This is a genomic window from Shewanella chilikensis (assembly GCF_002836945.1).
GTDB classification, from domain to species: domain Bacteria; phylum Pseudomonadota; class Gammaproteobacteria; order Enterobacterales; family Shewanellaceae; genus Shewanella; species Shewanella chilikensis.
In genome coordinates this window covers 14,862-27,362 of sequence record NZ_NIJM01000057.1, presented here as the reverse complement: position 1 = coordinate 27,362, position 12,501 = coordinate 14,862, and the positions used below count along the sequence as shown (strand labels likewise).

11 protein-coding genes are annotated in these 12,501 nt (G+C 52.0%); 4 read left to right on the top strand and 7 right to left on the bottom strand.

The features are described from left to right. Positions 1 to 251: 251 nt before the first annotated feature. Together CX651_RS16935 and ggt are read right to left on the bottom strand one after the other, a co-directional pair. Positions 252 to 2,345 (bottom strand): putative Ig domain-containing protein, encoded by a 2,094-nt coding sequence (locus CX651_RS16935; protein WP_101057062.1) that lies wholly within the window; start codon positions 2,343 to 2,345, stop codon positions 252 to 254. Positions 2,346 to 2,939: 594 nt separating this feature from the next. Beyond that, the gene (gene ggt, locus CX651_RS16930; protein ID WP_101057060.1) at positions 2,940 to 4,682 is read right to left on the bottom strand and encodes a gamma-glutamyltransferase; all 1,743 of its coding nucleotides are present in this window, start codon (positions 4,680 to 4,682) and stop codon (positions 2,940 to 2,942) included. 92 nt (positions 4,683 to 4,774) lie between these two features. Here ggt and CX651_RS16925 point away from each other — a divergent pair, with 92 nt between their 5' ends. Further along, a complete protein-coding gene (locus CX651_RS16925) occupies positions 4,775 to 5,956 on the top strand; it encodes a GNAT family N-acetyltransferase (RefSeq protein WP_226565030.1) in 1,182 nt (393 codons plus the stop codon). Here CX651_RS16925 and CX651_RS16920 read toward each other — a convergent pair. The 3 genes from CX651_RS16920 to CX651_RS16910 all read right to left on the bottom strand — a co-directional run bounded on the left by CX651_RS16920 (position 5,953) and on the right by CX651_RS16910 (position 8,989). Continuing rightward, a complete protein-coding gene (locus tag CX651_RS16920; RefSeq protein WP_025011125.1) occupies positions 5,953 to 6,567 on the bottom strand; it encodes a LysE family translocator in 615 nt (204 codons plus the stop codon). The two genes, CX651_RS16925 and CX651_RS16920, sit on opposite strands and share 4 nt — an antisense overlap. Before the next feature lie 149 nt (positions 6,568 to 6,716). Next, complete coding sequence (gene hppD / locus CX651_RS16915; protein WP_045282736.1) at positions 6,717 to 7,757, bottom strand: 4-hydroxyphenylpyruvate dioxygenase; 1,041 nt, start codon at positions 7,755 to 7,757, stop codon at positions 6,717 to 6,719. A 71-nt stretch (positions 7,758 to 7,828) separates the two neighbouring features. After that, on the bottom strand, positions 7,829 to 8,989 hold the full coding sequence (locus CX651_RS16910; RefSeq protein WP_101057058.1) for a homogentisate 1,2-dioxygenase: 1,161 nt from the start codon (positions 8,987 to 8,989) through the stop codon (positions 7,829 to 7,831). A gap of 244 nt (positions 8,990 to 9,233) precedes the next feature. On the opposite strand from CX651_RS16910, the gene CX651_RS16905 reads away from it, so the two are divergent. Together CX651_RS16905 and CX651_RS16900 are read left to right on the top strand one after the other, a co-directional pair. Further along, positions 9,234 to 10,148 (top strand): LysR family transcriptional regulator, encoded by a 915-nt coding sequence (locus CX651_RS16905; protein WP_101057056.1) that lies wholly within the window; start codon positions 9,234 to 9,236, stop codon positions 10,146 to 10,148. 118 nt (positions 10,149 to 10,266) lie between these two features. Next, complete coding sequence (locus tag CX651_RS16900; protein WP_039033374.1) at positions 10,267 to 11,061, top strand: TIGR00266 family protein; 795 nt, start codon at positions 10,267 to 10,269, stop codon at positions 11,059 to 11,061. A 160-nt stretch (positions 11,062 to 11,221) separates the two neighbouring features. Here CX651_RS16900 and CX651_RS16895 read toward each other — a convergent pair whose 3' ends face one another. Both CX651_RS16895 and CX651_RS16890 read right to left on the bottom strand, forming a co-directional pair. Continuing rightward, positions 11,222 to 11,542, bottom strand: coding sequence for a hypothetical protein (locus CX651_RS16895; protein WP_101057054.1), 321 nt, complete (start codon positions 11,540 to 11,542; stop codon positions 11,222 to 11,224). Then, positions 11,539 to 12,003: an EVE domain-containing protein gene (locus tag CX651_RS16890; protein WP_101057052.1), complete on the bottom strand. Its 465-nt coding sequence runs from the start codon at positions 12,001 to 12,003 to the stop codon at positions 11,539 to 11,541. The genes CX651_RS16895 and CX651_RS16890 overlap by 4 nt, the downstream gene beginning before the upstream one ends. 143 nt (positions 12,004 to 12,146) lie before the next feature. On the opposite strand from CX651_RS16890, the gene CX651_RS16885 reads away from it, so the two are divergent. Continuing rightward, positions 12,147 to 12,497, top strand: coding sequence for a DUF6508 domain-containing protein (locus CX651_RS16885; protein ID WP_101057050.1), 351 nt, complete (start codon positions 12,147 to 12,149; stop codon positions 12,495 to 12,497). The last annotated feature ends 4 nt before the right edge of the window (positions 12,498 to 12,501 follow it).

Sequence of the window (12,501 nt, the reverse complement as noted above, 5' to 3'; positions counted from 1 at the left end):
TGATGGGAAACGGGATAGAGCCTATCCACGTGCGTTAAAAATGAGTAAAAACAAGTATCCCATTAAGCCTAAGAAAAATGCCGTTCACACTAAGTGAACGGCATTACCCGAGGGCGGGCGCTTTTGGCGTTTATTGTGCAGCCGAGGAAAACATAGTTCCGAACCACTAAAGGTCAGCAAATTGCCAACCGGCTGGGTTGAGTTCGCCGTATCATTGCTTTTTTCGGTCAAACCACTGACTTTGAGCTGCCTTAATCGTTATTGCCTGTCCCTGTCCATTGGATATTGGCTTTAATCTCTTCCACCAAACCGGCATCCTCTTCGGTAATATGACCTATAACACTGTAAATTTTGCCGACAACAGGCTGCTCGATATTGAATTGCGCCTGGCAGTATTCGATACCATTTTCTTCACCGGGGAACAGATAGGCTGGAATGCGATATTCCATACCTTGGTAGCTGAGGTTGAGGTTGTAAAACTCTCTTACCTCATCACAACTGAAGTCGGTGTTGGGCACATCGAAGTAGAGCCCCACCTTGGCGCCGCCATTATCCGCCGCAGTCATCTGCATGGTCAGGTGACCGAGCTGATAGCTTGCTTCTTTGGCCGCCGGAAGTTCAGCGGTAAACATACGACCTTGGGCATCGTCATCAGACTCAATATCCAGACGTTTTTCTACATCATCGGCGTTGGCAAACAGAGTGTAGCGACCGCCCCACATTTGGGCGACTTTGGCTCCTTTACCCACTCCTGCTATGGCGTCGGTCAACGTGATGGTTTCCTGATGTTCAACACCTTCATCATCGCCGTACTCCAGCACCATTTGGCCTAGTTCATTGATGATATAAGTGGAAACTTCCACGGTTGCAGTAGCGGAGCATTCGCTGAGGTTGTCTTGAGTGCGGACATTACGCAGCACAGAGCCGTTTTTGAACTCCAGAGTGTCGCACCATACTTGCATCACACCGTCGTCGTGCTCGTTTGCAGAACCCCATTCTGTGGTGAACCAGGTTTTGCCTTCCAGCGGATGTTTGGGCTCTGGTTCGACACCGTTATCGGCAACCTTGACTTTAAGATCGACTCTCACAGGCGCATGTTTGCCGTCATTGACTGTCACAGTGATCACAAAGTCGCCGGCAACCAGAGGCTTGCCGGACAAACGCAATGAGTCACCTTGCTCAATTTTCAGGGCGATACCTTGCATATCTGTCATGGCGCTGAAGGTCAGTTGATCTTTATCCTGATCGCCAAACAGCTCATCCAGGTCAATCACCTGATCGATTTGATTGCCCACTGTCAGCGCCATGCGTGCCAGTTCAGCTTCCAGTTCGGCTTTTTCAGCCGGGTTGATGACAGGAGCATGGTTGATACTGCTGACTTCAATCTCAATTTCCAGTGGGTAAGAGCGGGCGCCCTTACTGTCGGTGGCGTAAGCGTGCAGCTCTATTTCACCGGCTACCTTAGGTGTGCCGCTGAGTACGCCTGTTTTGGCATCGAATGCCAGGCCCAGGGTTTCCAGTGCTATGTTGCCATCTTCTTCCATCAGGCTCAGAGTGAAGCTGTCGTTGTCCTGGTCGGCAAAAGCGGCTGACAAATCTACGGCAGACATTGGCTGACCCAGTTCCACTTCAATTTGGGTCTGCTTGTCCAGCTCAGTCTGGCTCAAGGCAATATGAGGCCTGTGATTGGACTCTACACCGCCTTCTGGGGTGATCACCGGCTCGTAGTCGTCGAGTTTGTCACCGGCTTCCACCTTGGCAGCCACATCTTCAACCAAGAGTTGCAGATGCGCTTCAGCCAGGCCCTGATGGCTAACCAGCGTCTCGCCGATAATGTTCAGCGCTTGAGCGACCTTGTTGGCACTGCTCTTGGCCAGATAGTTACCAAACAGCAGCTCTGGTTCGGCTTTAAGTTCTGCAAATTGAGCCGACACAGCTTTTTCGGCATCTGCCTTGGATACACCTTGGTTGGCATCCATATGCTTGACAACCAAGTTGGTCAGCGGGCTGATCACCTGGCTGTTGGCATCTTTGCTTGCCGGGGCCTTGAGCTCAAAGGTTTTTTTCACCAAGCCGCGGCTTTCATCCATGGTTTTGTCGGCAATAGCCTTAACACACTGTGTTTGTCCCTGATATTGGCCATCGATCCGGGCAATACCGCCTTTGCCGGTTGTCGCCACTTTGGTTTGGCAGTTTTCGCCGGCATAAACGTCGGCATTCACCAGATAACCATCAATGGCTGTGACCGAAAATGATTTGGTTGTGGGGTTGTCATTGTTGTCGCTGCCGCCGCAACCGGCCAGTGCCAGTGCTATTGACGCTGCAAGCAAAGTCGTCTTCTTCATTCTTTATCCCAAAATAATTTGAGCGCCTTGATGACGCCCATCCACCTTTTTAGATACAAAAGTTCCATTTAAAGGGATGCAGATGATAACTTTGATAAACAAAAGATAAATTGATTGGGTTCACATAAAATTCCTGATTAAAAACAGTGTAATAGGTTTAATTTTGAGCTGTGGTTTAATTTTGGATACATATTGGCGTCATAATCGCCAAAAGTGCCGCTATCTGAGTTTTTACTTGTCAGAAGCAAGGAATTGTGCCGCCTGAATGGATTGATAAATGCTTATAAATAAGAGGGTTATTGATGGCTTGTTAATTGCCTCTCGGGTAGCAGAAATGAAAGCTCTGGATTGAATTAGCGCATATTTAGCCCACGTAGCCCACGCCAAGGCGCTGAGGTTAAGCCGCCGGTTTGTTAAAAGTGAACCTTGGTTCAGTGTAAAAAAACAGCTCCGCAAGAGTGGCATCTGCGGAGCTATTCTAAATGGAACTGTTTTAAATGAGAGTTAAGCCGAATTTAATGCCCGTTGCTGACTACCTTGTTTCAGAAACCTGTCTAAGGAGTTTTTTCAGTCGCTTAGGTTTGGTAACTGGGCTCAGTAGCCTGCCGCTTCGCTGCCGGCGCGGCGCGGGTCAGATGCACCAAATTTACCTTCTTCGGTCACCATAATGCTCTGGGTGCTGCCCATGGAACTTTTGACCTTGACCTGGTGGCCCATGGCTTCCAGCAGCGCTATGGTGTCACCATTGAGGCTGCGCTCTACCCGAATTTCATCCGGCAGCCACTGGTGATGCATCCGCGGTGCAAAGCTGGCTTCGGCGATATTCAGGTCGTGGTCAATCACATTCATGATGATCTGCAGCACTGTGGTAATGATCCTGGCGCCACCCGGGCTGCCGGTAACCAGAAACGGCTGACCGTCTTTCATTATCATGGTCGGGCTCATGGAGCTCAGTGGCCGCTTGTTGCCCTGTACCGAGTTGGCTTCACCGCCCACCAGGCCATAACCGTTGGGGGTGCCGGGTTTGGCTGAGAAATCATCCATCTCATTGTTCAGCAAAATCCCTGTACCATCGGCCACCAGCCCAGAGCCATAACTGAAGTTGAGGGTATAGGTGTTGGATACCGCATTGCCCCATTTATCCACGACCGAGTAGTGAGTTGTCTGGTCACTTTCATAGGGTGCCAGCTTGCCGGGTTTGACCTGGCTTGAAGGGGTGGCGTGCTTGCTGTCGATGCTCTTGGCCAATGTCTTGGCATAATCCGGGCTCAACAGGGCTTTAACCGGCACAGGATAGAAATCCGGATCGCCGAGATACTCGCTGCGATCGGCATAGGCCCGTCTCATGGCCTCGGCCATAAGATGCAAAGTGGCGGCGGTGTTGTGGCCCAGATCATGGATGGGGTACTGCTCGAGAATGTTCAGGATCTCTATGATATGGATGCCACCCGATGATGGCGGCGGCATGGAAACCACCTCATAGCCTCGATAGTGTCCGCGCACCGGCTGGCGCTCTATGGCCTGATAGTTGTTGAGATCCTCTAGGGTCATGATGCCGCCGGCGGCCTGAATGGCACTCACCAGTTTCTCGGCGGTTTCCCCTTGGTAAAATCCTTTGTTGCCCTGTTTGGCAATCAGCTCCAGCGAGTGAGCCAACTCAGGTTGCTTGATGATTTCGCCCGGTACAAAGCTGCTGCCATCAGCCTTGTAGAAGATGGCGGCAGAGCTTGGCCATTGGGAGATGCGGCGCTTAACTCCATCGAGGGAGTTGGCCAGATCTGAAGTAACGCTGATCCCTTCCCGCGCCAGTTTGATCGCCGGGGCTATCACTTGTTCCCGTTTCATGGTGCCATACTTGGACAGGGCCAGCTCCATGCCCATCACAGTGCCGGGAACGCCTACCGCCAGGCCGTGCTCGCGGCTGAGTTTATTGACCGCATTGCCCTTGTCATCAAGGAAGATATCCCTGTGGGCCTTGGAAGGCGCCATCTCCCGATAATCTATGGCTATGGTCTTGTTTTCCTTCGCCAGGTGTACCAGCATGAAACCGCCGCCACCTATATTGCCGGCCCGGGGCAAAGTCACTGCCAGGGCATAACCCACGGCCACAGCTGCATCTACTGCGTTGCCGCCTTGCTTGAGAATATCCACCCCTATACGGGAAGCCAGTGCCTCCTGGCTGGAAACCATGCCATGCTTGGCCCAAACGGGCTGGGCTGTGGCCATTTCACTGTAAATCGAGGATTCGTTGGCGGTAACTTGTGGGCTGTAAATCAGGGGGGATGCTGCAGGCAGAGCCAGAGCGACGGCGAAGATCAGCGGTTTTATCAGACGCACTATATTTCCTTATACTGCTTTTGCTTAAGTTGCTATGCAATGTGCCGCCAATTATCCTTGATTGCAAGTTTGCCTCGGCATATGGAATACATTTGGACAATAAGCACTGGCAGTGGCGTTTTGCCGCCGGCATTGATGAGATCCCCGCCGCCGAGTGGGATCTGTGTCTGGCTGAAGATGGCCAAACAGAGCCGGACAACCCATTTTGTCGGCATGCTTTTTTGAAGGCGCTGGAGCAAAGTGGCAGTGTTTGCGCCGCAGCCGGCTGGCAACCCATGCATTTACAGCTGTTTTGCAACGACAGGCGTTTGGCTGTGATGCCTCTCTATCTCAAGGATCACTCCTGGGGCGAATATGTGTTCGACTGGGCCTGGGCCGATGCCTATCAGCGCCACGGTGAAGCCTATTATCCCAAGCTGGTCTGCGCCATTCCCTTTACGCCTGTCAGCGGCCCAAGACTCGGGATAGCGCCTGAGGCCAGGGCTGCGGCCGCTGATATCCAGCAGGCGCTGGCGAAACTGTTTTGGCAACTGCTCGAAAGCTACTCCTCCTGGCATTGGCTGTTTGTCAGCAAGGGGCAACTTGATTCATTGCGGCATTTGCCCCAGACCTTGGTGCGGGAAGGCACGCAGTTTCATTGGTTTAACCGGGGTTACAGCCAGTTTGATGATTTTTTGGCGCGGCTCAACTCGAAACGGCGCAAGAATATTCTCAAAGAGCGCCGCGCCTTGGCTGACTTGCAGTTTGTCTGGCTCAGGGGCGATGAGCTGCAAGATTGGCACTGGCAGCTTTTCTATCGCTGCTATCGGCAAACCTACCTGAAACGCTCCGGCCATGGGGGATATCTTCAGCCCGACTTTTTCAAGCAACTCGGTAAGTTGATGGCGGCCGAGGTGCGTTTGCTCCTGGTTCACCGCTTGGGTGAAACGCCGCAACAGGCGCTGGCATGCGCGCTTTATCTGCAGGGGAAAGATACTCTTTATGGCCGCTATTGGGGCGCACTTGAGGAGATCCCGGCGCTGCATTTCGAGGCCTGTTACTGGCAGGGAATAGACTATTGCATCAAGAACGGCCTCAGTTGCTTTAACGCCGGTGCCCAGGGGGAGCACAAGCTTATCCGCGGTTTTGAGTGTGTCACCACCTATTCGCTGCATGGCATAGCGCATCCAGGCTTTCGGGAGGCGATAGCCGATTTCTGTCAAACAGAGGCCGGCAATAACCGCTTGTATCAAGCGCAGTTGCAGCAGGCCTTACCCTACAAAAAGGGCGATTAACCCAGCGCCAGCCAGACACCGACCCCCAACATCAGGCTGCCGGCTATCCGGTTGAGCAGGCGGACATTGTTGCCACGGCTCAAAAACAGCCTCAGGCTCTTGCCGCCATTGGCATAGGCCAGCATGCAGATGAGTTCGGTACACATGATAATGCCGATGAGTGCCGTTAGTTGCGGTGCCATAGGTTGCTGCAGATTAATAAAGGGAGGCAGCAAGGAAATCATAAAGGCCCAGCCCTTGGGATTGGCAATGGCGGTGACAAAGCCTTGGGAGATCAACGCCGTGCGCTTGATACTTCGGGGTTGGTCCAGATTGGCCATCTTGCCCTTGGCCCGCCACATATTGATGCCGAGCCAGATAAGATAGGCACCGCCAAGATATTTGAGCCCCTGGAAGATCATTGGATGTTTCAACATAACCGTGGCCACACCCAGCACGGCCGCCAAAGCCACCAGGGCGACTCCCACGAGTTCACCCAGCATCATCCACAGAGTGCGGCGCACCCCAATGCTCATCCCCAGTGTCATGGCCAGGGTCATGCACATTCCCGGGGTAACGGAAACAAAGAAAAAGGTTGGAATAAAAGCGGCGAGCAGGGCGTAGTCTTGCATTTTGGGTACAGCTGTCTCTCAAAAAGGGAGATCAGTCTAATGAAATCCTACCGGGTGACAAAGTAAAAAATTGCAGCGCTCAATATACTAAGGCGGAAAACAAGAGACCGATCATCAGATCGGTCTCAAAAAGGTGATTTCGCTATCGGTTACAGCACGCCACGCTTCATTTGATCGCGCTCGATGGATTCGAACAACGCCTTGAAGTTACCCTCGCCAAAGCCGAGGTTGTTCTTGCGCTGAATAATCTCGATAAAGATGGGGCCGAATAGGTTTTTGGTGAAGATCTGCAGCAGGTAGCCACTGTCATCCCCGTCCACCAGAATTTGATGATGCTTTATCTTGTCACGGTTTTCCGTCACCTGCGGCACCTTGTCGAAGATGGTGTCGTAGTATTCAGGGATGATGTCCAGGGTCTCGATTGAGGTTCCTTCCATGGCATCGAGCGAGGCGACGATATCCCGGGTGCGGAACGCCAGATGTTGCACGCCCGGGCCGTTATATTCGCGCAGGTACTCATCAATCTGGTTTTTGTCGTCACCTTTGCCCTCATTGATGGGAATACAGAAGCTACCATCGGGAGAGCGCAGGGCGTAGGAGACCAAGGCGGTTTGTACGCCGCTGATATCGAAATAACGCACTTCGGTGAATCCGAAGATATCCTTATAGAAATCAGACCATTGTTCCATAGTACCCTTGTGGACATTGTTGGTCAGGTGATCCACTTCCATAAAGCCTTTTTCAGGGACTATCACAGGGGCAGGCAGGTCGACAAAGTCTGTCTTGTAGATGTTGTCCTGCTCGCCGAAACGGTCGATGAAGTAAATCAGGCTGTCGCCTATACCATAGATTGCCGGGTAGGGCAGATCAGTGTGGGCCTGATCCGCCGGGCGGGCGCCGCGGGATACCGCCAGTTGCAGGGCATAATTGGCATCTTCTACCCGCCACCCCATGGAGCAGATGGCCGGGCCATGGTGCTTGGCAAATTCGGCGCTGAAGCCTTGACGCTCCTTGTTGAGCAGAAAGTTAATGTCGTTCTGCTTGTAATAGAAAATCTCCCTGTCCTTGGCTTTTTTCAGCATGGAGAAACCAAAGTCGATAAAGACCTGGTGCATGAAATCACTGTCCGGGGTTGCAAACTCGGTAAATTCGATACCGAGCAGTCCCAGTGGATTCTTTTCGCTTGCCATTTCTATGTCCTCTTCAATGATGTTGCTTGCGGCCATTCTCTGATGGCCTTGCTGGATATTTGTTTCCGGGCTCAGCGTTCGAGCCAGGAGCGGTTGTAATCAGTACTCATGCAGCTCTGCACATGGGTGGTTAACTGCAGCGGGGCAAAGGTGTCCACCATAACGGCGTATTCATAGGTGTCTTTCTTGCCGATGGAGGCTTCGGTGCGCCCGGGCTGTGGCCCATGAGGCACGCCTTTTTGATGCAGCGTCAGGTAACCGGCTTCTATGCCGGTGCGGCTCATAAAGTCGCCATCCACATAGTAGAGCACCTCGTCACTGTCGATATTGTTGTGGTAGTAAGGTGCCGGGATCGCCTTGGGATGGAAGTCGTAAGGTCTGGGAACAAAGTTGCAGATAACAAAATTGTGGGCGGTAAACACCAGATGATCTGAGGGGGGCAGGTGAATCTTGCCTACCTTGGGTGCGTACTCTGTGATGTTGAAGGCCCAGGGGTAGACAAAACCGTCCCAACCCACCAGATCAAAAGGATGCCATTCCAGCTGAGTCAGTTGATATTTGTCGCCAAACTTGCTGACCAGTGGGAACTCCCCTTGCTCGACCCTGGCCTCTGTCAGTTCGGGTACCCGGATATCCCGCTCGCAATAGGGCGCCGACTCCAGCAACTGGCCATAGTCATTACGAAAGTGTTTGGGGATCTCCACCATGGAGAAGGATTCGATCACCAACAGGCGCACATTACTGTAGTCCTTGAATTTCAATTGATAGGTGGTGCCGCGGGGGATCACCAGATAGTCCCACTTTTGTACTTTGAGCTTACCGTATTCACTTAAGAGCTCGCCTTCACCCTCGTGGATAAATACCACCTCGTCGGCGTAGGCATTACGGTAAAACAACTCGGTATCCTCGGTGACTCTGGCAGTATAAATCGCCAGATCCTGATTGAAGAAAATCTTGTTGCGGGCACAGAAGAAATGCCCCTGCCTGTCGGCCTGTTTGCTGTCCAGCTTATAGTTCTGTACCAGGGAGTCCTGCCACACTTCACCATGGCTAAGCTCAAAAGGCTCAACGGTTAACGCCTTGGTAGGCATATTGTGGTGGTACTTGTTGGAATAGATATTGGAAAAGCCATGGGTTGAAAACAGCTCTTCACGGTAGAGTTCACCGGATGGCTTCTCAAATGCGATATGGCGCTTGTTGGGAACCTGCCCCTGTTTTACATAAAATGGCATCTGACTCTTCCTTGGTGGCGCTTGCTGTTAACCTTCTTTGGGAACCTTCGGCGGCCACTGTTGTTATTCTTGTTCTCTTTGCACTCTTTTCTGCCGGAATTGCCGGTCGCTGGCAGCGCAAATGAGCCGTTTTTGTGATCTATCTTTCAATTTAGTTGCGCGCTTGTACAAAAAAAAGAATAATTATTCGGCATACTCAATCTAAAAATTTGATTGTCTTGTTGGATTTACAGGAGTGTAAACCTTGCGTATCGATATCGACGCCTTCAATGTGCTTAAGGTGGTGGTGGAAGAGGGCAGTTTTGCCAAGGCGGCAGAGCGTCTGCACAAGGCGCAGTCGGCGGTGAGTTATCAGATAAAGAAACTGGAACAATATCTTGGCGTTAATCTGCTTGACCGTAATCAATACCGGGCCGAGCTGACTCACGAAGGGCGGGTTATTCTGGCCGAGGGACAACGTTTGCTGGCGCATCTTGGCAATATAGAGCATCTGGCCAGCCGTTTCAGTGAGGGCTGGGAGCCCAGATTGGAGCTGGTGATAGACGGCGCCTTGCCGATGGAGCCTATCATGACCGCCCTCAAGCGCATGACAGAGCATAAGATACCGACCAAAATCCAGCTCAATATGGAGTTTCTCGGTGGGGTACAACACAGGTTTGAGCGCGACAGCGCCGATCTTATGTTGGTGAAAGACTATCGCAGTGGCCCCAGTTACCACCCCAAGCCCCTGCCTGCTATCACCAGCGTGTTGGTGGCAGGTAAAGACCACCCCTTGACTTTGCGCCGCGGCATAACCCTGTCCGAATTGCAGCAACATGTGGAGCTTACCATCGAAGACTCATCACCGGTCAAGAGTCAGCGCGATGAGCTGCAGTTTGGCGGCGACAAGGTCTTTTATCTCTCCGGTTTTATCATGAAAAAGAACGCCTTGCTCAAGGGCCTGGGTTTTGGCTGGATGCCGGATTTCCTGATAACCGAAGAGCTGGCTGGTGGTGATTTATGTGAGCTGGACTTTATCGGCGGCAGCCGTTTTCGTTTTATTCCTCAGTTGGTGTCGACGTTGGAGCGACCTCTTGGCCGCGCAGGAAGGCTGTTTACCGCGCTGATTCTGGAGGAGTTTGAGCGCTTTCAAGGGGATAACGCCAGCGGTTTGGGTTGAAGCATTCTGTTACTTTTTACTCAAATTACATCCACCTCCTCACTTGCCGTTTTGACATTTTATGTCATAGACTGAGTGCCAGGTCATTCAGACCCTAAACCATTGAGGGGGAGTTTCAATGAGCAAGAACAGCCATGAAGTGGATTATGAGATCAAGGGCGAGAGCATGCAGCTGGTTGAGGTGGAGCTGGATCCCGGTGAAACCGTGATAGCCGAGGCCGGTGCCATGACTTACATGGAGGAAGGGATCAGTTTTGAAGCGCGGATGGGCGATGGCTCAGAGCCGGATTCGGGCTTTTTCGGCAAGTTGATGGGGGCCGGTAAACGTATGCTGACAGGTGAAAGCCTGTTTATGACCCATTTCAGCAATCAGGGCCAGGGCAAACGTCGGGTGTCGTTCGCCGCACCTTATCCCGGCACTATTCTGGCAATCGATCTCGATGAGGTCGGTGGTGAACTCATTTTACAGAAAGACAGTTTCTTGGCCGCGGCTATGGGTACCCAGGTGACCATGAGGTTCAATAAGCGCCTGGGAACCGGTTTCTTCGGCGGTGAAGGCTTTATTTTGCAGAGCCTCAAGGGTGATGGCATGGCCTTTATTCACGCAGGTGGCACTTTGATCCGTAAAGAGCTCAAGGGCGAAACCCTGAGAGTGGATACCGGCTGTCTGGTGGGCTTTACCAACGGCATCGATTACGACATCGAGAGGGCCGGCTCTCTCAAATCCATGGTGTTTGGTGGTGAAGGTTTATTTTTGGCGACACTTTCAGGCCATGGCACAGTGTGGCTGCAGAGCTTGCCGTTTTCCCGTATGGCCGACAGGATCATTGCCCATGCGCCTTCCGCCGGTGGCAGTGACAGGGGCGAGGGCTCAGTGCTTGGCGGAATTGGCCGTATGCTGGATGGGCGCTAAAGCGCTATTGGCGAAACTACCGGCAGAGGTAGCAGTAAAGATTAAGGTAAAGATAGCAGCGAAGAAAAGCAGTCAAGCGCTTAACTCATTTTGCAAACAAAAAAGCCATGGTTTCCACCATGGCTTTTTGCTTTTGAACTTAGGGCTCTTGATAAGGGTATCAGTGTTCCAGGATCTCAATGATCCTGCGGGTCTTGTCGTGCAGCTTGAATAGTGTGCCTTCAATGTCGACCGTTATCAGGCCATCATTGCCCAGGGGCACAACTACTCGGCCGCGAGCATAAATATCATTATCAAGAATATCGCCCCTGTGATAACGCTTTTGCCAACCTGGAGGCAAAGGTTCACCCCGAGCGGCTTTCTTTTGCAGTCCAGGGGGTAAATCTTTATGGTCTTTATCCTGCTTGGCCAAAACGGCCGGACTGGCCAGCAGGACTCCCAGGCTGATTGCTACCAAGGTTTTGGATAATTTGTTTGTCATAGTTTCTCTCCTGCGAGTAGAAGAATACGTTGCCATTCCTGCTCTGTGACCGGTTGCACGCTCAGCCTGGCCCCTTTTTGTACCAGATACATATGTCCGAGCTGCGAGTCTGCCTTGATCTCTTTCAAGCTAACTGTTCTGGCAAACTGACGTTCAAAGCCGATATCCAGCTGGAACCAGCGCGGTGACTCTGGGCTCGACTTGGGATCAAAGTAGGGTGACTCAGGATCCCAGGCCGTGGTATCGGCTTTGGCCTCTCCGACGACTCTGGCAGTGCCCACCACGCCCGGCGTTTTGCAACTGGAATGATAGAACAAAATGGCGTCGCCGATTTGCAGTTCATCGCGAATAAAGTTGCGGGCCTGATAATTGCGGATCCCGCACCAGGGTTCCACCTTGACCCGCTGTAGATCGTCGATACTGAATTCATCGGGTTCGGATTTCATCAACCAGTACTTCATGCTGGCACTCCTTGAGAGTTTTTACCAGAAAAGCTTACCAGCCTGTTAAGCACTTATTCAGTAAGGCAAGGGCAGACTGACTTCATTAGATTGGTAGATTATGCATTATTGTGATAATCGATGTAAAAGATTAGGAGTCGCCTATGGCCTCACTTAGCCTGACAGCTTTAACTGCTGATTATCAAACCTATCGTCATGATTTTGCCCGCGGGGAACTGGATTACGACCCCGCGACAGTCCATAAATTTGTTGCTGAAATGAAGCGCCAAGGCATGCTGCTCAACGAGTTCAGTTGGGATGATTGGTATCAAAACAGCCATATGGTCGACAGGCCTGAATATATCGCCGATGCTTCCTTGTATGAATGCCGCTTGCTGCTCAGTGCCATGGCGCGCTTAGAGCGTTTCAGCCCGGGTGTCCTGCAGAATATGCGCCGCCAGGGGGTCATGTTGGCCTTACTGGAAAGAATGCAGCAACTGCAAAAGGCAGCCTGAGAAT

What these genes read in the sequence shown, in the direction of transcription:
- CX651_RS16935 (WP_101057062.1), bottom strand. Translation starts at nt 2,345, where the DNA reads ATGAAGAAGACGACTTTGCTTGCAGCGTCAATAGCACTGGCACTGGCC.
- CX651_RS16885 (WP_101057050.1), top strand. Translation starts at nt 12,147, where the DNA reads ATGGCCTCACTTAGCCTGACAGCTTTAACTGCTGATTATCAAACCTAT.
- CX651_RS16910 (WP_101057058.1), bottom strand. Translation starts at nt 8,989, where the DNA reads ATGCCATTTTATGTAAAACAGGGGCAGGTTCCCAACAAGCGCCATATC.
- CX651_RS16890 (WP_101057052.1), bottom strand. Translation starts at nt 12,003, where the DNA reads ATGAAGTACTGGTTGATGAAATCCGAACCCGATGAATTCAGTATCGAC.
- hppD (WP_045282736.1), bottom strand. Translation starts at nt 7,757, where the DNA reads ATGGCAAGCGAAAAGAATCCACTGGGACTGCTCGGTATCGAATTTACC.
- CX651_RS16900 (WP_039033374.1), top strand. Translation starts at nt 10,267, where the DNA reads ATGAGCAAGAACAGCCATGAAGTGGATTATGAGATCAAGGGCGAGAGC.
- CX651_RS16920 (WP_025011125.1), bottom strand. Translation starts at nt 6,567, where the DNA reads ATGCAAGACTACGCCCTGCTCGCCGCTTTTATTCCAACCTTTTTCTTT.
- CX651_RS16895 (WP_101057054.1), bottom strand. Translation starts at nt 11,542, where the DNA reads ATGACAAACAAATTATCCAAAACCTTGGTAGCAATCAGCCTGGGAGTC.